General features: G+C 61.1%; 24 protein-coding genes. All 24 read right to left on the bottom strand.

All coding sequences use genetic code 11. The annotated features are described in order from the left end of the window. Positions 1–4 precede the first annotated feature (4 nt). A complete protein-coding gene (gene fliP, locus XARJCFBP2528_RS07220) occupies positions 5–757 on the bottom strand; it encodes a flagellar type III secretion system pore protein FliP (protein ID WP_016903031.1) in 753 nt (250 codons plus the stop codon). Continuing rightward, positions 754–1077, bottom strand: a complete 324-nt coding sequence (locus XARJCFBP2528_RS07215; RefSeq protein ID WP_016903032.1) for a hypothetical protein — start codon at positions 1075–1077, stop codon at positions 754–756. Before XARJCFBP2528_RS07215 ends, fliP begins: the two co-directional genes overlap by 4 nt. A gap of 8 nt (positions 1078–1085) precedes the next feature. Next, on the bottom strand, positions 1086–1340 hold the full coding sequence (locus XARJCFBP2528_RS07210) for a FliM/FliN family flagellar motor switch protein (protein ID WP_016903033.1): 255 nt from the start codon (positions 1338–1340) through the stop codon (positions 1086–1088). Between the two features lie 28 nt (positions 1341–1368). Further along, positions 1369–2112 carry a FliM/FliN family flagellar motor C-terminal domain-containing protein gene (locus tag XARJCFBP2528_RS07205; protein ID WP_016903034.1) on the bottom strand — a complete coding sequence of 248 codons (744 nt, stop codon included), beginning with the start codon at positions 2110–2112 and terminating at the stop codon, positions 1369–1371. Positions 2113–2115: 3 nt separating this feature from the next. Continuing rightward, on the bottom strand, positions 2116–3279 hold the full coding sequence (locus XARJCFBP2528_RS07200) for a flagellar hook-basal body complex protein (protein ID WP_016903035.1): 1164 nt from the start codon (positions 3277–3279) through the stop codon (positions 2116–2118). A 10-nt stretch (positions 3280–3289) separates the two neighbouring features. Further along, positions 3290–3706 carry a flagellar hook assembly protein FlgD gene (locus XARJCFBP2528_RS07195; RefSeq protein WP_016903036.1) on the bottom strand — a complete coding sequence of 139 codons (417 nt, stop codon included), beginning with the start codon at positions 3704–3706 and terminating at the stop codon, positions 3290–3292. Beyond that, the gene (locus XARJCFBP2528_RS07190; RefSeq protein WP_100224778.1) at positions 3696–4439 is read right to left on the bottom strand and encodes a hypothetical protein; all 744 of its coding nucleotides are present in this window, start codon (positions 4437–4439) and stop codon (positions 3696–3698) included. The genes XARJCFBP2528_RS07195 and XARJCFBP2528_RS07190 overlap by 11 nt, the downstream gene beginning before the upstream one ends. After that, entirely contained in the window at positions 4429–4890 is a 462-nt protein-coding gene (locus XARJCFBP2528_RS07185; protein ID WP_039530193.1) for a hypothetical protein, read from the bottom strand. Before XARJCFBP2528_RS07185 ends, XARJCFBP2528_RS07190 begins: the two co-directional genes overlap by 11 nt. Then, positions 4883–6208 carry a FliI/YscN family ATPase gene (locus tag XARJCFBP2528_RS07180; RefSeq protein WP_047124541.1) on the bottom strand — a complete coding sequence of 442 codons (1326 nt, stop codon included), beginning with the start codon at positions 6206–6208 and terminating at the stop codon, positions 4883–4885. Before XARJCFBP2528_RS07180 ends, XARJCFBP2528_RS07185 begins: the two co-directional genes overlap by 8 nt. Continuing rightward, the gene (locus XARJCFBP2528_RS07175) at positions 6205–6852 is read right to left on the bottom strand and encodes a FliH/SctL family protein (protein ID WP_039529087.1); all 648 of its coding nucleotides are present in this window, start codon (positions 6850–6852) and stop codon (positions 6205–6207) included. Before XARJCFBP2528_RS07175 ends, XARJCFBP2528_RS07180 begins: the two co-directional genes overlap by 4 nt. After that, positions 6849–7313: a hypothetical protein gene (locus tag XARJCFBP2528_RS07170; protein WP_053054986.1), complete on the bottom strand. Its 465-nt coding sequence runs from the start codon at positions 7311–7313 to the stop codon at positions 6849–6851. The genes XARJCFBP2528_RS07175 and XARJCFBP2528_RS07170 overlap by 4 nt, the downstream gene beginning before the upstream one ends. Then, positions 7300–8679 (bottom strand): flagellar basal-body MS-ring/collar protein FliF, encoded by a 1380-nt coding sequence (gene fliF, locus XARJCFBP2528_RS07165; protein WP_230583972.1) that lies wholly within the window; start codon positions 8677–8679, stop codon positions 7300–7302. The genes XARJCFBP2528_RS07170 and fliF overlap by 14 nt, the downstream gene beginning before the upstream one ends. A gap of 10 nt (positions 8680–8689) precedes the next feature. After that, complete coding sequence (gene fliE / locus XARJCFBP2528_RS07160) at positions 8690–8986, bottom strand: flagellar hook-basal body complex protein FliE (RefSeq protein ID WP_016903043.1); 297 nt, start codon at positions 8984–8986, stop codon at positions 8690–8692. Then, the gene (locus XARJCFBP2528_RS07155) at positions 8986–9369 is read right to left on the bottom strand and encodes a flagellar basal body rod protein FlgC (RefSeq protein ID WP_026064452.1); all 384 of its coding nucleotides are present in this window, start codon (positions 9367–9369) and stop codon (positions 8986–8988) included. The genes fliE and XARJCFBP2528_RS07155 overlap by 1 nt, the downstream gene beginning before the upstream one ends. After that, entirely contained in the window at positions 9366–9710 is a 345-nt protein-coding gene (locus XARJCFBP2528_RS07150; RefSeq protein ID WP_232618373.1) for a hypothetical protein, read from the bottom strand. The genes XARJCFBP2528_RS07155 and XARJCFBP2528_RS07150 overlap by 4 nt, the downstream gene beginning before the upstream one ends. Positions 9711–9750: 40 nt before the next feature. Further along, positions 9751–10866 carry a flagellar basal body P-ring protein FlgI gene (locus XARJCFBP2528_RS07145; RefSeq protein ID WP_016903046.1) on the bottom strand — a complete coding sequence of 372 codons (1116 nt, stop codon included), beginning with the start codon at positions 10864–10866 and terminating at the stop codon, positions 9751–9753. Continuing rightward, a complete protein-coding gene (locus tag XARJCFBP2528_RS07140) occupies positions 10863–11426 on the bottom strand; it encodes a flagellar basal body L-ring protein FlgH (RefSeq protein WP_016903047.1) in 564 nt (187 codons plus the stop codon). Before XARJCFBP2528_RS07140 ends, XARJCFBP2528_RS07145 begins: the two co-directional genes overlap by 4 nt. Positions 11427–11436: 10 nt before the next feature. After that, on the bottom strand, positions 11437–11967 hold the full coding sequence (locus XARJCFBP2528_RS07135; RefSeq protein ID WP_244860111.1) for a flagella basal body P-ring formation protein FlgA: 531 nt from the start codon (positions 11965–11967) through the stop codon (positions 11437–11439). 179 nt (positions 11968–12146) lie between these two features. Then, a complete protein-coding gene (locus XARJCFBP2528_RS07130; RefSeq protein ID WP_232618374.1) occupies positions 12147–12974 on the bottom strand; it encodes a flagellar hook-basal body protein in 828 nt (275 codons plus the stop codon). Further along, complete coding sequence (locus XARJCFBP2528_RS07125; protein ID WP_016903050.1) at positions 12928–13599, bottom strand: flagellar basal body rod C-terminal domain-containing protein; 672 nt, start codon at positions 13597–13599, stop codon at positions 12928–12930. Before XARJCFBP2528_RS07125 ends, XARJCFBP2528_RS07130 begins: the two co-directional genes overlap by 47 nt. Continuing rightward, entirely contained in the window at positions 13596–15659 is a 2064-nt protein-coding gene (locus tag XARJCFBP2528_RS07120; RefSeq protein WP_016903051.1) for a flagellar biosynthesis protein FlhA, read from the bottom strand. Before XARJCFBP2528_RS07120 ends, XARJCFBP2528_RS07125 begins: the two co-directional genes overlap by 4 nt. Then, positions 15656–16729 carry an EscU/YscU/HrcU family type III secretion system export apparatus switch protein gene (locus XARJCFBP2528_RS07115; protein ID WP_016903052.1) on the bottom strand — a complete coding sequence of 358 codons (1074 nt, stop codon included), beginning with the start codon at positions 16727–16729 and terminating at the stop codon, positions 15656–15658. Before XARJCFBP2528_RS07115 ends, XARJCFBP2528_RS07120 begins: the two co-directional genes overlap by 4 nt. Next, positions 16729–17484 (bottom strand): flagellar biosynthetic protein FliR, encoded by a 756-nt coding sequence (locus tag XARJCFBP2528_RS07110; RefSeq protein ID WP_228890776.1) that lies wholly within the window; start codon positions 17482–17484, stop codon positions 16729–16731. Before XARJCFBP2528_RS07110 ends, XARJCFBP2528_RS07115 begins: the two co-directional genes overlap by 1 nt. Before the next feature lie 20 nt (positions 17485–17504). Beyond that, complete coding sequence (locus tag XARJCFBP2528_RS07105; protein WP_039530202.1) at positions 17505–17750, bottom strand: flagellar biosynthetic protein FliQ; 246 nt, start codon at positions 17748–17750, stop codon at positions 17505–17507. Positions 17751–17752: the final 2 nt, after the last annotated feature.

The raw sequence follows: 17752 nt of genomic DNA, 5'->3' as shown, positions 1-17752 counted from the left end.
CAGGTCAGGACCAGATGCTGCCCAGCAGCGTCCTGGAGACGAGCACCCACCCATCGATCAAGATAAACAACAGCAACTTGAGCGGAAGACTGACGGTTGCCGGCGGCAGCATGATGATGCCCAGTGCCATCAACACCGCCGAGACCACAAGGTCGATCATCAGAAACGGAAGGAAAATGACAAATCCCATCTGAAAGGCGGTCTTGAGCTCGCTCAGAATGAAGGCGGCAGCAAGATGGGTGAAGCGGATTTCTTCGACCGTCCTCGGCGGGGCAACGCGCGCCATTTCACTGACTGCCAGCAAATCGGATTCACGCGTCTGACGCACCATGAAGTCCCGTAACGCGGGCGTTGCACGCGACACTGCTTCCGTCGCAGTGATCTGATCTGCGAGATAAGGTGAGAGCGCGTCGCGCTGGACTTTGTCCAGCACCGGCCCCATCGAAAACAGCGTCAACAGCATCGCCAACGTAATCAATACGCTGTTGGGTGGCGTCTGCGGGATGCCCAGCGCGTGCCGGAGCAAGGCCAGCACAACGATGATGCGGGTAAAGCATGTCATTCCGATCAGGATCACAGGGATGAACGAGAGCATCGTCATCAGCACGAAAACGCGTAGCGTCGACGAAAACTCTTGTTTTCCCGCAGCGTTCAATGCTTCGCTCAACGGATCTGCACAGGCAGTGAAGGTCGCAAAGACCAGGCCCACTCCGACCAATCCAGCCAAGAGGCTGGGACCAGCGTGCTTGCGCGTCACGTGGAGGCTCCTGTTTCCGAACCCAGGCGTTGAATGCTGACCTGCCCTTTGGATTCGGCGACCACGACCTTCTCGCCGTCGATCTCCAGCAGGTGCACGACCGTGGAGCGACTTAGCCGGTATTCAGCGCGTTTTACGATGGCGCCAGCGGCAACAGACAGCTGTGTTGCGCCCAGCCACCGTGCGATCAGGCCCTTTTTCTTAAGCCATAGCAGGACAGCGACGAACACCGCCAACAGCACGGCGGTCCAAATGAGCGTGGCGCTGAGCGTCGCTGCGCTCAACACCGTATCGCTACGGTAGGGGATGGCGGACGGCATGTCTGTGCTCAAAGCAGTTCTTGAATCCGCACACCCAATTTGTCACCGACTGCCATCAACTCTCCTGTGGCGACCGCCTTGCCGTTGAGCATGAGAGTAACCAACGCTTCGCATGACTCTTCCAGCGAGACAACATCGCTTCTCTTGAGTGCCATGATCTCGTCAACGCTCATTTCTACCTGCCCGACATGCGCCACCAGCTTCGCTTTGACGTGACCGAAGACCGAAAGATCGCGCGTCACGGTGGTTGTTTCCATTTTCATCGGTCGTTTCCTTGATTTGATATGTCTTTCAGTGCAGTTCAAGCGCACGCTGCCCGCCCGCAAGGACCAAGCGCGCAGCAGCCAGGACGTGCGTCCCATTCATGAGCTGAAGCGGGGCATAGGCATCACTTTCGACGACCAGCACCTCTCCCACGCGCAACGAGGAAAACTCGCCAAGCTCCATCTCGCCCATGAACAGCTCGGCATGCAATGCAACTGGTTGATTGCGCAATGCCGCGCTGCGAGTGGTCAACACAGGCAGCTCCGCCACATCGGCGCCATTGCTTTCCGCAGCGCACCACACCGCATCCGCGACCAAATCGACCTCGAATTCGCCCCATCGTGCAGTGGCGTGCAATGCGCCATGCCGTAGCAGGAACCGGAGCGGATCGACGGGGTGGGCGGGTGTGGAACGTTCGAGGGTAGGCCTGCCAGCCAGGGTAGCCACAAGAGCTTGCAGCGCCTGCTCACCCACCCTTCCACATAGCTGCTCGTCGGCAGCGCCTGAAAGTTCCATCAACCGTGCGCCAAGTGCTGAGGGCGTCCCATTGCACAGGCGCATGCCGAACAGGCCGCCAGCGCTGGTCGTTACGATCGGCATTTGCGGGACGTCCGCAACGTCTTCGGCGGATGCCGTGACCGCTACCCTGTCCCCTTCATCGCTCTGTCCATGAGCAACCGACCAGTCCGTGAGCCATACACCGAAACGCACCTGCAACAGCTCATAAAGCGCCTGTGCGCTAGAAGGGAGTATCCATCCGAGACGTTTCATCTATCATCCGCCCCGTGTGCTGTTGTAGAGCTGCTCGATCATCTCGTTACTTACCGTCATTACACGCGAGCTCGCTTGGTAGCCGCGCTGGATGATCAACATGTCGGCAAACTCTTGGGTAAGATCAATGTTTGACATCTCCAGGCTACCGCCCTGGATATTTCCAAACACGCTGGAACCAGCACGCCCCAGTTCACTGCGCTGGCCGTCTACGCCCGACAGCATGCGTCCGCCGGATAGCTCCAGGTTGCTCTCACTCTGGAACGCAGCCAACGCGAGTTGCGCGCCCTGGCGTTTTTCCGTCGAGCTGTAAGTGACCTGCAAGACGCCCTTGCTGTCGAACGCCAGCGCATTGATACCGAGCACGGGGCTACCGTCTTCCACCGTGGCGGTCAGACTATCGGTTAGCCCGGAAAGGCTGGTCGTCCCCGTAAAGGTACCTGGTGTACCGAAGCCAAGTGCAACCTTTTGGCTGCTGGAGCCCGCCGAAAGAGTGACCTCGATATTGCCCGAGCCTGTTTCCAGCATGCCGCTGGTGCTGAAGCGTAGATCGCCGCTGCCAACCTGCGCGCCCGATTCGTCGGTCACGGTGACACGGTAGGTGCGGCCCGATCCAACCGATGCCACCGGCGCACTGGTGGTGACCTTGAGGGTGTGGACCGTGCCTGTCGCGTCATAGACCTTGATGTCGCTGACGGAACTGCCGGTGGATGTAGGCGACAGGTTGCCGCTCAATCGCACACTTGTCGTAGGCTTGGCATCCAGGGTCCGCAAGCCGTCCAGGTTCAACTGCGACAGTTGACCGGTGCTGCTGATCGACATCACGTCATAGCGGCTGACGCTATCCACCAAAACACCGCGATCATCGATAATGAATTGGCCAGCGCGGGTGTAATGCAACCCTCCGCTGGAGTCGCGCAGGACGAAATAGCCGGAACCATCAACCGCAACGTCTGTCGCATTGCCGGTCTGGCGCAGATCGCCTGCCGTGGTGCGTAAGCCGGCACCGACGATCCGCGTGCCATGTTCTCCAGCCAGATTCTCAAAGAATGAGTCGCTGCCGCGGAAACCAGGAGTGTTCATGTTGGCAACGTTGTTACTCACCGTATCCAGGCTCTTTGAAAAACTGAAAAGGCCGGAAAGCGAGTTGTAGAGCGCTTGAAACATGCGTAATTCCTTATTGCTGGACCAGCGTGATCTGCGGAAGCCGGATGCCTGTCAGGACACCGGCACTGGTCTCGACCGTCAACAGAGGACCGGAGGCGCTGAACTCGATTGCCTTGACCACCCCGGTGGCGGTGTTGCCGCTTGCCTGGGTGACCTCTATGCGGCGACTCAAAAGGCTCAAGCTCTGGCTGGTGGCATTCATGCTCAACATCCCTTCGGAGTTGAGACTAAGCTGACGCGACTGCTCAAGATTGCTGAATTGCGCAAGCTGCGCCAGGAACTCGCGGTTATCCACCGGCTCCAGTGGATCCTGAAACTGCAACTGCGACAGAAACAGCTTAATGAAGCCATCCTGGTCGATGGTGTTGTTCGACTGTGCACTTGCACTGCCGTTATTCACGATCGAGCCGATTGAATCAATCGCCATTGTTGACCCCTTGAGCATTGGAAGAGCGCTGCCAAACGAGCGCGCCATTGAGCATGATCCGGTCAGGTCGACTTTGTCCGGAGTGCAACAACGCATCCAGCAGGGCCGGTATCTGTGCGGCGGAAAGTTGGTAGTCGCGCACCCACCAGGTGGTGCGACCTTCTGCGTCTAAAATTTGTTTCATTGCGCGTGTCATCCACTCGGCCAACGCACCGGGGCTGGTCGTTGAGGACATGTAGGACGAGTGCGTAGCATCGGTTTCGGCGCGCTCTGTCAACGTGACCGGCAAGCCTGCACCGGCCACGTGTACTCCCGACGCAAAATACGGGCGATACGCCACATCCTGCAGGCTCATTGCACTGAGGCCAGATCCAACACTTGCTGACATCACGACATTGCCATTGAGCGCATCGCCATTCGGCGCCCCCGCTTCATGACCACGACCACGATGATCCACATACGACATCAGATACGTTGACGTTGCCATCCATTCGAACACGATGGAGTCGACTACCAGCGCCTGGTCGGCAACTTGAGCCACCTGCGTGGCCGACATAATCCCGGCCTGCATCGTCTGCCCGGGAGTCGTGGCAGATGCATCGCCTGGTAAGTAATCGGATGTCAGCCAGCGTTCGAATCCCGCCGCATCTTTCGATGGACGTTCTTCGTGCAGCTCGCTCTGAGGCTTTGGCGGAACCGTAGCAGGTGAAGGTATTGCCGATTCAATTGCCACCGGATGCTCTCCTTGCGAGCCAGAGTTCTGCGCAGGTGTCCGCTTCGGCGCGTTCCTGCAACCGCAGCGTCTGTTCGGCAAAGCGTCGATGGCGTTCGTCGACAGAGCGCTCCTCTGCCAGGGCGGCACAATGCACGGTACGCGCTGTGCCCACACGGGCATCGCAAGCGTCCTCATCGAGTAACGCCTGCGCCTGCTCCGCATGCACGACGGCTTCGACCTCCAGTGCTGCTTGATAGGTTTGTAGCTGTAGCAGGCCGTTTTCTGCCCGTTGTTTCCAGCAGGCGACAGCATGAACACGCTGCTGACATGCCTCCAGGTGGGTTTGTGCCTTCCGGCTTTCAAGCAACGTGCTTTGCAAAACCAGCGACGCCTTACGTGTTTGCAGGTCGCGCACGCGTACCAGCACCGTCAGCCGTTGCAATTGTCGACGCGCGTGGTCGTCAGACATGGGCATTTTCCGTCGGCAGCGCATGCAGCAATGCGTTCAAGGCTTCAAGCCGCGTCATCGGAACGAGCTGTGCCTGCTTGAGGACCGCTTCCAGCTGCGGCCAGGCGTCCAGGGCCTGATCCAACACAGGGTTGGCACCGGGCTGATATGCACCAAGTTCCACTAGGTCACGCGAATCTTCCAGGATGGCAAGCACACGACGCACACGCATCGCGAGCTCTACGTCCTCACGCGTGGCGAGCTGGGTGAGCAAACGACTTACACTGGCCAATACATTGATTGCCGGATAGTGGCCTTTAGAGGCCAGCGTGCGATCCAACACGATGTGCCCGTCCAGAATGGCGCGCATATGATCGGTAATGGGCTCGTTGAAGTCGTCGCCCTCCACCAGCACGCTGTAGATTGCGGTAATCGCACCGTGCTCGAAGTTTCCGCAGCGTTCGGCAATCCGCGGCAGCCACGAGAAGACCGACGGCGTATAACCACGAAAGGTCGGCGGCTCGCCGCTGGCCAGGCCGATCTCGCGATGCGCCATGGCAAACCGGGTCATCGAGTCCACCACCAACAAGACAGACTTGCCCTGGTCCCTGAAAAACTCTGCAACGGCGTGCGCGGCGTGGACGGCATGGGTGCGCACCAGTGCCGGCTGATCGGCAGTGGCAGCCATGACTACGCAGCGCTTCATCACTTCCGGACCGAGTGTATGACGCACGAAATCGCCGACTTCGCGACCACGCTCACCGATCAGTGCTAACACGATCACGTCGGCCTTGACATGGCGGACAAACATACCCAGCAAGGTGCTCTTGCCCACACCGCTGCCTGCGAAGATACCGATGCGCTGCCCTTTTCCCAGCGTCAACAAGCTATCCACTACGTGGATGCCTGTCTCGAAAACCTGGGTGATATCACGCCGTTCCAGTGGGTTGGGTGGCACTGCATGCAATGGGTAGTGTTGCTCAGTTGCGCACGGCCCCAGCGTATCCAGAGGACGACTGAAGGCATCAATCACGCGCCCAAGCAAGGCATTGCCAACCGGAACATTCAATGACCTTGTCGTGGTTTCCACTCTTGCACCGGGCGCGAGGCCGGCAATGTCTCCATACGGCATTAGCAGCAGCTTGCCGTCCCGAAGTCCTACCACCTGCGCGTCCACGCGACGTCCCTCTGCGGATACCATCACTTCACAGAGATCTCCGACGCGTGCGTCGGGCCCATCGGCCTCGATCACCAGGCCATTGAATGCACAAACACGGCCATACCGACGCACGTAGCATGCCGATTGGATGGCTGTCGTCAGATGCTGGGCAAGGCTCATGAGCGCGTCACGGACGAGTAAGTGGATAGGCCGTGCAACAACGCGGCTTGTAACGCCGAAAGCCGGACGTCGAGCCCGAACTCGGTTCTGCCTGCGCGTGTTTCCAGCGTGCACTGGCCTGGCCGTAGTGCAAGATCGCAGTGAATCGGCAAGGTCGGGACATTGGAGCAAAGCGACAAGTCATGCTCTGATACGTGTAGTGCTACCGCCTGATGGCCCGCGTCCCGCAGTGCACGCTGGCACAGCTCCATCAGTAGCGGACCATCTGCATAAGCGGCGCCGATGACCTGGGTTACCGCGAGGAAGGCCACTTCCACGGCTACTTCATGACTTCGTCGCGCCTGTTCGTCGATGGCTTGCTCCAGGCCGGCGATCAGATTCTGCAGCTGCACACGCACCCGCTCGGTCGCCTCATGCGCGGCGTTAGCCTTGGCCTGCAGGGAGGCCGTCACTTTTTCCAACTCACGCTGTGCCAGCGAAGCGGCTTCCTCATGAGCGCGTGCAAGGCCGTCCTGATATCCCTTCGCACGCGCATCTTCCATCACGGATTGCTCTTGCGAAGCGGAAGGCGTCGCGTCGTCAGCGCCACGTGTTATAGGCGCATACCAGGGACGGCAGTCGGACGACACGACCAGACGCTTCATGGCACTACCCGCCTTGCCGGGTGCGCAGCTGCTGCCTGGGCGTGCGCAGCATTACGCACAGCAGCGGCCAGCGCTGGTGGGAGTGGCCGGGACGCTGCGAGTTCTGCGCGAACCGTCTTGGCCAGCGCAGGCTCGAGCGCTGCAAGGATGAACGACGCGTCCGCCGAGGCCGTTGCCATGACCACGCGGCTCAGAGTCGCTGCACCAAGCGTATGCGACAGTTGCACGATATCTTCCAGACCCGGTCCGCCGTCAGCATCTCCGATGGTCTGACCCGGTCCGCGCAGCGCCGGCTCGACCAGGGTTGGCTCGTCCCATCCGTGACGACAGACCAATGCAATCTGCGCACGCAGTTCCGTGGCCATGGCAGCCGGCAAGGACGCCAGCAACCGCCGACGTTCGCCAGACCGCATGACGCTGGCCAGCAACGCAGACTTGCGCATGACTTCAGACGCGCTCATGCGCAGGCCCCATCAGCCACGCCCGAATTTGTTGCGCTGCCTGTTCGCTCTGCTCTCGGCTCAAGCGCTTGCTGCGTGATCGCGTGACCGCTTTTCCTATCAGCACCCCGACAAACAGGCTAAGCACAACGGCGACCACGAGCCAGATCATCGGGGCTGCCTGCCAAGCCGAGGTAACGCCACGAGCACCAACAGCCGGGCGATCGGTATTGCGTGCTGCCAATGCCGGCTGACCTAGAGGTTGGCTGGGTGTCGCGGTGGATCCAACGCTAATTTCAACAACATCGCCACGCGCCGCATCTCCACCGATGGCTGCCATCACCAAACGTTGCAGGTGCTGTTGTTCGATATCGCTCAACGGTTGGCGCAAGGCAATCGCAACGCTGACACGCTCTACCCGTCCGGTGGCCCTGGTGATTTCCTGCTTCTCGGTGCCGTGTGCGTACTCGACCTGCTCGTTCAAGACCGCACCACTACCTCCCTCGGGTACACGATCGGAACTGGAGCTACGCCGCACCACCGTCCCATGGTCCTGGCCAGGCGCCACCAGGGTGCGTTCACTGACGGTGCGCACTTTGTCGAAGTTCAGTGCGACATTGACCGAGATCGATGCCCCTGCCGTGGACGGTTGCGCCTCCAGAATCTTGCGGATATCACGCTCGTAATCGGCTCCCAGTTGCCGTGCCAGGTCGCCCTGTGCACCGCCGGCGGCTTCGTTGACGCCTCCTGCCAGCTGCAAGCCGGTCGGCCCGACCACCACCACCGCGTCCGGCATTAGCCCGTCCACGGCCGAGGCAACAAGATCGCGAATTCCGCTGACCTGCTTGGCAGTCAGCGTTGCACCGGGCACCAGCGAGACTGCCACCGATGCCTTGGACTGACTGTCTTCGGCCAGGAATACACCTGGGCGACGAATCGACAAGTGCACGCGCACCGCCTCAACACCAGGAATCGTGGCGATGGTGCGCTCGATTTCACCCTGCAGCGCACGCTGATAGTTGATGCGCTGAGCAAACTCGGTAACACCGAACTCATTGGTATCGAACAACTCGAATCCAACGTGCCCCCCTTTCGGAACCCCGGCAGACACCAGACGCATCCGCAAGGGATGCACCTGACCCTGTTCCACCAGGATGCCGCTCCCGTCCGCGGTGTAGCTGTGTGGAATCTTCCATTCGTCCAGGGCAGCCGAGACCTCGGCGGCATCGGCTTGTTTCAACTCACCGAAGAGCAGTGCCTGTCGCGGCGCCAAGGCCCACCAGATCGCGGCAGCCGTCAGCAGCAGCAAGACGCCCACGGCGAGGAATAGGCCAAGCTTGCGCATCGGTGCCAATGTCGAATAAGTCGTTTTGAAAGAGGAAAGCACGTCAGTGTCCTTACAGTTGCATCCGCGAGAGTTCCTGATACCCCTCGACCAGCTTGTTACGCACCTCGGACAACAACGTGAGGTGCATACGTGCCTCCTCCAGTGAAATCATCAGATCGTGCGGCGCGACCTCCTGACCTGCGGCCATCGCACGCAGCTGCTGGTCCGCAGTCTGGATGGCGCTATCCGCACCGGAGATGCCACGTGCGACCACATCCCCGAAATTCACGCCGTCGGTTGCAACCATCGGCGCACCAAGTGCCTCCATCTGCGCGGGTCCAATCGCTCCAATCGCTGCGATCGTCATCACTTGGCTCCAATCTCGAAAGCACGCAATACCATGCTGCGCAGCACGTTGAACGAGCGTACATTTGCCTCGTAACCCCGGCTGGCCGTCATCAGACTTGTCATTTCGCTCACCATGTCCACCGCCGGGTAATGCACCTGCCCTTGCGCATCGGCCATCGGATTCTTCGGGTCCAGAACCGTGCGCGTTCCAAGACTGCGCGCCGCATCCATGCCGTCACCCAGGCCCACTGTCTCGGCGAACGAAGCGGAGGCCGATGCAGTCAGCTGGCGGGGATCGATCGGCTGATTGGCGACTGCGATATGCCGCCCAGCCAGGTCCATACGTAGCCGTTCGTTCTGCATGCCCGCACGGCTTGCATCTAGGATTGCGTCGATACTCATGCGCCGCTCCGTCCAGTCACTGCCAGACGCATCAAGCCGAAATGCCGGCTCAGCGATTCGGTCAGTGCCTGATAGTTGAGCCCCGCTGATACCGACTCGGCAACCAGGTCGTCCAGACTGGCGCGTTCACGGTCATAGCGCTGGTCCACGATCGCCAGCGTGGGTGAATCCGGATTGCGCAGCAGTGCTGCAACATCGTCTGGGCTTGCGCCAGCCGCCCCATTCAAGACGCGATCGGTGCGACTCTGATCAATGACAAACACCGGCGCGTCGGGGCTCGAGGCGTTGGCGATATTCCAGCTGGTGACTTCGGCCTTGAGCTTATTGAGGCTCAAGGCCATGCGCACAGCGTCGACGGTGAGATCTTGTGACATGGGTAACCTACTGGATGATCAGGTCGCCATCCAAGGCGCCTGCGGATTTGACGGACTGCAAGACCGCAATGACGTCGCGCGTGGTCAGTTTGGCGGTACGTAACGCGGAAATCAGATCGGCCACTGTGGCGCCTTCTGCGACCGACACCAGCGGAGCGATCGGCTCTTCGGTGGTGATGGTGCTCTCCGGTACCAATACGCTACGCACCCCTGCGCCTGGACGCACCAGCAGCCCATCCGGCTGTGACACGCTGTAACGCGTGGAAATCTCCACACGTAAGTCACCGTGAGAAATGCTCACCTGACCCAAACGGATATTGCTACCGGCCACCACAGTGCCGGTCCGCTCATTGATGATCACGCGTGCTGGCCGCTCGCGCATCGCCCGTACATTCTCGATCTGCGAGATGCGAGCCACACGACTGGGGTTGTCCCGGTAGCGCACGACGACCTTGCCGGCGTGCTCGGCTTCTGCGGTGACGCCAGGCAAACTGGCGCTCACCGCCTGCGCGATGCGGTTGGCAGTGGTGAAGTCGGCTTCGTCCAGCAGGATGCTCAAGGTTCCCGGCTCACCGGCAACGTCCAGTGCGGCTGCCCGCTCGACGGTGGCGCCGGAAGGAATCCAACCCACAGTCGGGTGATTCTTCTGTACCGATGCGGTGATCGCCTCGAACTGATACCCCCCGACCGAAATCGCCCCTTGTGCGATCGCATAGACCTTGCCATCGGGCCCGCTCAGCGGCGCCAGCATCAAGGTACCCCCGGTGAGGCTGCGCGCATCGCCTGCCGAGGCGACCTGCACATCGAGTGGCTGACCAGGTTCGGCGAATGCCGGAAGTTTAGCCGTCACCAATACTGCCGCGACATTACGGCTGGACAGATCACCCAGTTCGACGCTGACACCGAAATTGCGCAGCGTATTGCCGACCGATTGCACGGTCGCGCGGTTGCGCGCCGAATCACCGGTACCGGAAAGACCGAACACCAATCCGTAACCGGTCAGCGGATTTTCACGCACACCCGCGATGCGCGCGATGTCCTTGATCCTGACATCGGAGACCGGGGCGGCATGCGCAGATGCAGCCGACAGCGCTAGCAAGAGCACCAGCAAACGCAGGTTCATAGCACCCTCAGCCACTTGAGCAGCCGGTAGGCCACACTCTGACGTTGCGACTCGGCAACGACGCCCTTGCCGTTGAACTCCACACGCGCATTGGCGAGCCGATGCGACCAGACGGTGTTATCGGCGAGGATGTCATCCGGCCGCACTATGCCGCTCAGCGTGATGCGCTGATCTTCCTTGTTGATCAACAGCGACTGCTCGCCTTCGACCACCAGCGATCCATCGCTCAGCACATCCTTGACCTGTACGGACAATTGCGTGCGCAACTCACCCACTCGTGAAGTTTCCGCGCTGCCCTTGGCGGCACCTGACAAACCGGCGTCGAAGCTACCGCGGTAGGCATTATTGCCTGCGGTGCCACTCAGGCGAACATCCGAACCGGCGTCAGTGGCTGCGCCGGAGCGTGCCCTGGCAGCTTCGAGCACGTTCACCGTCAACACGTCGCCCACGCGGTAAGCGCGTCGGTCGGCAGCGATGCCGCGATACGTATTCGAATTGATGAGGCTTTCCTGCGCGAAGGCACATTGGCTCGCCGTCGCCGACAGCAGCGCAGCGAGCATGAGCGTGTCTCTAGTGTTCAATGGATACCTCACCACTGGCAACCACACGTGCCTGCACCGGCGTGCGCGCGCCCTGTGGCAAAACGGCAATTGCCTCGCCTGGTTGCCCGTCGGCCACCGCAGTTGCCGGCAAGCGCAGTTCGACCGCACCATGGCGAATGCGCAAGGTCACCGGATCACGTCGCGCGATCGCAGGCGCGGCGGCAAAGTCATGCGCCTGCACCAGATCGCCTGCGCGCACTGCGTGCTTCAAGCGTGCCGCCGCTGGTGCCTCGCCTGACGCTGCCACTTCGTCGGCGGCAAGCACGCCGGCCACGTCCATACGTTTAGCTACTACAACAACCTGCTCACCAGGCGTGCCACTGGCAAATGCACGTGCATAGGTCGGCCGCTCCAGCCACCACTGCACGGTGAACCACACCATCCTGGTCTGTGTCGGCACACCGTCGACCAGCACTTCGACCGGCACACCTACACGCTTGCGCGGCCAGGCTCCGCCGATCCGTCCGGCTTGCAGCCTCATCTGCGTGGTTGCGGCCATCTCCGTCTCCAATTGCGAGTCCGGCAGCGCAGAGGCGGTCAGGACCAACTCACCGGGAAGCATGCCGGACACAGCCTCCAGCGACGCACGCGCCGTCGCGATCAGTCGATCGGACGAGATGTTGCTGGCCTGCGCACTCGCGCAAGACATCAACCACAGCAGTGCAAGCATCCTGGTCATCAGCGGCGCAGGTTGTTGATGGTTTCGAGGATCTGATCCGATGCCTGCAGCACGCGCGCATTGAGCTGATACGCTCGTTGCGCCAGCACCAACCCGGTCATCTCATCGATCATGTCGACGTTGGCTGCTTCCAGATAACCCTGCTGCAGTTTTCCCGCGCCGTTGCTGCCCGCAACCAGCGGAATCGCTTCGCCGGAGCGGTCCGCTGCCTGGAACACGTTTTCCCCGCGTGACTCCAACCCCTCGGTCGACACGAAGCTGACCAGGTCGATGCTACCCAATACCGCTCGCTCCTCGCTGCCATCGAGCCTGGCGCTCACCTCGCCTGCCGAGGAGATCAGTACATCCGCAGCGCCTTGCGGCATCTGAATTCCCGCCGACAGGCGCATGCCGTTGGAAATGGCCAGATAGCCTTCGGTATCGACGTGGAAGCGACCCGAGCGCGTGTAGAACCGCTCGCCGTTGGCATTCTCGATTTCGAAGAAACCATCCCCGTCGATGGCAATATCCAGGGGATTACGCGTGGGCTGCAGCGCACCGGCACCGAATTCCACCGAGGTAGAACTCACGCGAATGCCGCCGCCATGCACGTTGCTTGCCTGGCCGACTCCCTGGCCGGGCAGCGGCGTATTGGCGATCTCGGCAAAGTTGACGCGTCCGCGCTTGAAGCCGGGCGTCTGCATGTTGGCGACGTTGTTGGAGATCACGTCGATCTGCTGCTGCTGACCGCGCAGGCCGGTGGATGAGATGTAGAGAGCGTCGATCATGAGGGCAGTCCTGTCAGTTGTCGCCAATACGGTTGATGCCCGTATCCATCGCTCGGTCATAGAGTGAAATCACGCGCTGTACCGATTCGGCATGGCGCGAGAGTTCGATGAGCTGCAGCGTTTCGGCAGCCGCATCGACGTTGGATTGTTCGACGCTGCCTTGCTGCACGGTTCCTTTCCATGGCGCAGTCACGCCGTCATAGCGATAACCGCCATCGCTGGGAATCAGGCGCGCCGGTTCGGCCACGTCAACGATGCGCAAATGCGCCAACAGCGCATCTCCGTCCCAGATACCGCCCTGATCGTCGACACGGATATCGGACTGCGGCAGGGTCAAGGCCCCTGCATCGGTCAGCACCGCAGCCCCCTCACGGGTCTGCAAGCTGCCGTCGGCGCCACGCACGAAACTACCCAGGCGCAGCAACCGCTGCTGTCCGTCCTGCTGTGTCACAAAGAAGCCATTGCCGCGCAGCGCAAGGTCCAGCCCACGCCCCGTTTCCCGCAGGGCGCCATCGCCACGCTGCACCGTCATTGCCGCAGCGCCAGTGGCCGCAGCGAAGTCTCCACGTGCGCGTATGCCCTGGTAGCCGGGCGTGTTCAGGTTCGCCACGTTCTGGCTGACCGCAGTCAACGCTTCGATATCCGCATTCAAACTACGACTGATCGCCTGGATGGTGTCGTTCACGCTGCAACCTGCAAGGGTGTGCCCACTGCCGCAAACGAGCGGACCAGGGCGGTGGAAGGGACTTCATTGAGTGCCAGCACGGCGACGTGCGGCAGCGAGCGTTGAATCAACGCACGTAGCGGCCTGCGCAACGGCGAGGGACACAACAGCACCGGCAGGCGGTTCTGTCCCATCATCGCCTCGGCCTGTTTGGCGAGCTGCCGAATGAAGCCGTCAAGCTGCGCCATGTCGGTGAACAATGCGCTGCGGCCTTCGCCGCTGCGCTGTTGGCCCATCAAGGTCCGTTCGATTCCCGGCTCCAGCGTCAACACATGCAGCTCGCCGCGTGCGTCCTGAAAGCGCTGGCAAATGGTGGCGCCCAGACGCTCACGCACCCGCTCGACCAATTCGTCAGGCTGCTTCTGATTGCGCCCGGCATCCAGGAGCACTTCTACGATGGCCTCCAGATTACGGATACTTACCTGCTCTCGAAGCAACAGTTGCAGCGTCTTCTGTACATCGGAATACGTCAGTACGTTGGGAACCAACTCGGCGACCAGTGGCGCGCGGTGCTCGTCCAGGCGCGACAGCAGGCGTTCGGTCTCGCTGCGGCTCAGCAGGTCAGGCCCATGTCGCTTGACCAGCTCATTGAGATGCGTCACCAGCACCGTGTCGGGTTCGACCAGCGTGTAGCCGCCGGCACGAGCCGCCTGACGGGTCTCAGGTGTGATCCATTGCGCGGGCAGACCATATGCGGGATCGCGCGTTTCCAGTCCTTCCAACTTGACGCGCGTACCGCCTGGATTGATCGCAAGCAAGCGATCCGGATGGATCTCACCCTGGCCGACACGGTTGCCTTCGACCAGCAGTTCATACTGGTTGCGCTCCAGTTCTGGACGCAGGCTGCTTTGCACTTTCGGGATGACAAATCCCAGTTCGCCGGCAACCTGCTTGCGCAAGTTAACGATGCGCAGCGCAAAATCCCCGGCAGGTCCCAACAACAGCTCGTGTAATGCGGCGCCCATGCGGATTTCGATCGGCTCCACCCGCATGGCCTGCTGCAGTTCTTCCTGTGCGGACGGGCCTTGCGACGCATCCTCGACAACCACGTCCGCGTTGGGATCGCGTTTGATCAGGCTGTATCGGATCAGCACCGCGACGCCGATCAGCGCCGCGATCACCGGCAGTTTGGGAAAGCCAGGCAATGTCAGCATCAACAGCAACGCGGCGGCAACCACCGCCAGCGCACGCGGATTGGAGAGAATCTGGCGCGGAATCTCAGCACCAAGGCGCGCGTCGGCCGCAGCACGGGTAATGATGATGCCGGTCGCCACCGCGATCACCAGCGACGGAATCTGGGTCACGATGCCATCGCCGACGGTCAGCAACGTAAAACGCTGCACCGCTTCGGTCCAAGGCATCCCCATCTGCGCGATACCGATCGCCAGACCACCGATGATGTTGATCAATACGATGACGATGCCGGCGATCGCATCGCCCTTGACGAACTTGGTGGCACCGTCCATCGCGCCGTAGAAGTTGGCTTCCTTCTCGATCTGCTTACGCCGCCGGCGAGCCTCGTGCTCGTCGATCAACCCCATGTTCATGTCGGCGTCGATGCTCATCTGCTTGCCAGGCATGCTGTCCAGGGTAAAGCGCGCGGCCACTTCAGCCACACGTTGCGCGCCGGTGGTGACTACCACGTACTGCACCACCACCAGAATCAGGAACACCACGATACCGACCACGTAATTGCCGCGGATCACGAACGTACCGATCGCACCAATCACCCGGCCTGCATCGGCACCATCCAGGATCAGGCGGGTTGCCGACACGTTCAACGCCAGCCGGAACATCGTCGCGATCAGCAACAGGGTCGGAAAGGTCGAAAAGTTCAGCGGCGATTCGGTAAAGAACGTCACCAGCAATATCAACAATGCCAGGCTGATATTGATGATCAGCAGCAGGTCCAGCAGCGCCGAAGGCACCGGTACGAACAGCACCATCAAGATACCGACCACCAGCCCTACCAAGGCCAGGTCTCGCTTGTCCTGCAGGAAGGCGGCCAGGATGCCCTTCATGCGGCAGCACTGCCGCGGCGATTGGCATATAGGGTGCGGTAGACCGGCGCCAAGGCATCGAACAAGTCTTCGGGAACCGGTGCATCGATCGCACAGTCGCGATACAGCGCACGCGCCAATGCTGGCATGCGCACTACCGGCACGCCGGCGCGCTGTGCAGCACGACGCACACGGGCGGCCAACAAACCGCGTCCCTTGCTCAGCACGATCGGCGCACGCATGCTGCGCGGTCGGTATTGCACGGCCACGGCGTAATGGGTGGGATTGGTCAGAATGACATCGGCATCGGCCACGCGCGGCAGCGAGCGCACCGTCTTGAGCAACTCACGGATCTGACGGCGCTGCTTGGATTTCACTTCCGGGTCGCCATCGCGCCGCTTGGCATCGTCACGGACTTCGCGCCGGCTCATGCGCATCTTCTTGCCGTGGTCCTTGCGCATGAATGCAAGGTCCGCCACCGCGACGATCAGCAGCACCAGCAGGACATAGACCGATGTAGTCCAGAAACCTGAGCGCAGTTGCTCGACCAGCAGCGCCGGTGACGACAACGCAATTTTCCCGACAAAGGACGCCGCATGGCCAACCGCAATATAGGCAAGCAGTCCTAGTAAGGAGAGCTTGAGGACCAACTTCCCGAGCTCCCATAGGCCGCGCATCGAGAACAACCGCTTGATCGCATTCATGGGATGCATGCGCTGCAGGCTTGGCGCGAGCGCATGGGTGCTAAAGATCGGGCCGGTCTGGCCGAGATTGGCCACCACCGCGACCACCAGTAACGCAAGGATCAGCGGCGTCATCGCCTGCAACAAGCCGCTGTAGGTATCGATCAACCAGGCCACCAGATCCGCACCGATGCGTGGTTGCACACCTGCCAACTGCATGGTGTTGCGCGTGGCGCTGGCAAGTGCCACAGCGATGTCGCGTCCGGTCAACATCGTGACCACCACAAAGATCCCCAGCATCAGCACGGCGGTCAGATCGGGGGTCTTGGCGACTTCACCTTTGCGACGCGCCTCTTCCAGCCGGGATTGGGTTGGCTGCTCAGTCTTGTCCTGGTCGGCGTCTGCCATCAGGGCGCTCCCAGCATCTGCGGTGCCTGATCCAAGGCATTGCCGAACAGCCGGCCGATCAGGCCTGGCGCATAGGCCAACGTCAATGCCAGCAAGCCCAGTGCAACGGCGACCTTGAGCGGCAGCGCCAGAAAGTACACATTGGCCTGCGGCATCGAACGCGACGCGTAGCCCACCGCGACATCGACGAAGAACAGGCCAAGCACAACCGGCATCACCACCATCAACGCACCCACAAAGCTGCTTCCAAGCAATGCGAAGAACGCTTCTGCGCTGATGGGATGGCTCATGCGACCAAGCGGCAGCACCGTGGTGCTTGCAACCAAGCCCTTGAACAGCAGAACGTGCAAGTCGAGCGAGAAGAACAACACAGTGGCCGCCAGCATCAACGCATGGCCAAGCAGCGATTCCTGCGTATCGGCGCTTGCCGGGTTCAGCAGGGCGCCGGCGCCCAGTCCTGCCTGCATGTCCAACAGCCAGCCACTGGTGTGCAACGCGGCATTGGGAATCATGAAGGCCAGACCGAAGATCCCGCCGATCATCAGCTCGCCAATCGCTGCCAGCAGCAGCGACATCGGTTGGCCGATGGCCGGCGGAGAGGCATAGCCGTCGGGCAGGGCCAACAGCGTCAACCATGCGAAAGCCAGCATCGTGGTGATGCGCACCAGCATCGGTGCCCATGCCAGCGGCGATAGCCCGGGCAACACCATCACCGGCAAGTAGCGCAGCGATGCGTAGCCGAACAACAGAGCCAAGCCGCTCAGCACTTCCATCGTCAGAGCCCGGCCGCAAAATCGAACATGCGCTTGGCCAGCTCTACTGCAGTCAGCAGCATCCAGCTTCCCAGCACCATGGTCACCGCACCCACCGCGATCAACTTGGGGATGAAGGTCAGCGTCATTTCCTGGATCTGGGTGACGACCTGCAGCACCGAGATCACCAACCCGACCACCAACGTGATCAGCAAAATCGGCGCGGAGATCTTGGCCGAGGCCAGCAAGGTCTCGGCCAGCAAATGCATGG

Source organism: Xanthomonas arboricola pv. juglandis, assembly GCF_001013475.1.
Lineage (GTDB): Bacteria > Pseudomonadota > Gammaproteobacteria > Xanthomonadales > Xanthomonadaceae > Xanthomonas > Xanthomonas arboricola.
The sequence above is the reverse complement of the archived record's forward strand: the minus strand, read 5'-3'. Positions and strand labels throughout refer to the sequence as shown.

Excerpts from the sequence above, each read along its gene's own strand:
- XARJCFBP2528_RS07105 (WP_039530202.1), bottom strand. The coding sequence starts at position 17,750 with ATGCATTTGCTGGCCGAGACCTTGCTGGCCTCGGCCAAGATCTCCGCG.
- XARJCFBP2528_RS07155 (WP_026064452.1), bottom strand. The coding sequence starts at position 9,369 with ATGAGTATCGACGCAATCCTAGATGCAAGCCGTGCGGGCATGCAGAAC.
- XARJCFBP2528_RS07180 (WP_047124541.1), bottom strand. The coding sequence starts at position 6,208 with ATGAGCCTTGCCCAGCATCTGACGACAGCCATCCAATCGGCATGCTAC.
- XARJCFBP2528_RS07205 (WP_016903034.1), bottom strand. The coding sequence starts at position 2,112 with ATGAAACGTCTCGGATGGATACTCCCTTCTAGCGCACAGGCGCTTTAT.
- XARJCFBP2528_RS07120 (WP_016903051.1), bottom strand. The coding sequence starts at position 15,659 with ATGAAGGGCATCCTGGCCGCCTTCCTGCAGGACAAGCGAGACCTGGCC.
- XARJCFBP2528_RS07195 (WP_016903036.1), bottom strand. The coding sequence starts at position 3,706 with ATGGCGATTGATTCAATCGGCTCGATCGTGAATAACGGCAGTGCAAGT.
- XARJCFBP2528_RS07150 (WP_232618373.1), bottom strand. The coding sequence starts at position 9,710 with ATGGCCTTGAGCCTCAATAAGCTCAAGGCCGAAGTCACCAGCTGGAAT.
- XARJCFBP2528_RS07210 (WP_016903033.1), bottom strand. The coding sequence starts at position 1,340 with ATGAAAATGGAAACAACCACCGTGACGCGCGATCTTTCGGTCTTCGGT.
- XARJCFBP2528_RS07140 (WP_016903047.1), bottom strand. The coding sequence starts at position 11,426 with ATGCTCGCTGCGCTGCTGTCGGCGACGGCGAGCCAATGTGCCTTCGCG.
- XARJCFBP2528_RS07130 (WP_232618374.1), bottom strand. The coding sequence starts at position 12,974 with ATGACCGAGCGATGGATACGGGCATCAACCGTATTGGCGACAACTGAC.
- XARJCFBP2528_RS07145 (WP_016903046.1), bottom strand. The coding sequence starts at position 10,866 with ATGAACCTGCGTTTGCTGGTGCTCTTGCTAGCGCTGTCGGCTGCATCT.
- XARJCFBP2528_RS07185 (WP_039530193.1), bottom strand. The coding sequence starts at position 4,890 with ATGTCTGACGACCACGCGCGTCGACAATTGCAACGGCTGACGGTGCTG.
- fliE (WP_016903043.1), bottom strand. The coding sequence starts at position 8,986 with ATGACGATCGCAGCGATTGGAGCGATTGGACCCGCGCAGATGGAGGCA.
- XARJCFBP2528_RS07215 (WP_016903032.1), bottom strand. The coding sequence starts at position 1,077 with ATGCCGTCCGCCATCCCCTACCGTAGCGATACGGTGTTGAGCGCAGCG.
- XARJCFBP2528_RS07200 (WP_016903035.1), bottom strand. The coding sequence starts at position 3,279 with ATGTTTCAAGCGCTCTACAACTCGCTTTCCGGCCTTTTCAGTTTTTCA.
- XARJCFBP2528_RS07115 (WP_016903052.1), bottom strand. The coding sequence starts at position 16,729 with ATGGCAGACGCCGACCAGGACAAGACTGAGCAGCCAACCCAATCCCGG.
- XARJCFBP2528_RS07175 (WP_039529087.1), bottom strand. The coding sequence starts at position 6,852 with ATGAAGCGTCTGGTCGTGTCGTCCGACTGCCGTCCCTGGTATGCGCCT.
- XARJCFBP2528_RS07170 (WP_053054986.1), bottom strand. The coding sequence starts at position 7,313 with ATGAGCGCGTCTGAAGTCATGCGCAAGTCTGCGTTGCTGGCCAGCGTC.
- XARJCFBP2528_RS07135 (WP_244860111.1), bottom strand. The coding sequence starts at position 11,967 with ATGGCCGCAACCACGCAGATGAGGCTGCAAGCCGGACGGATCGGCGGA.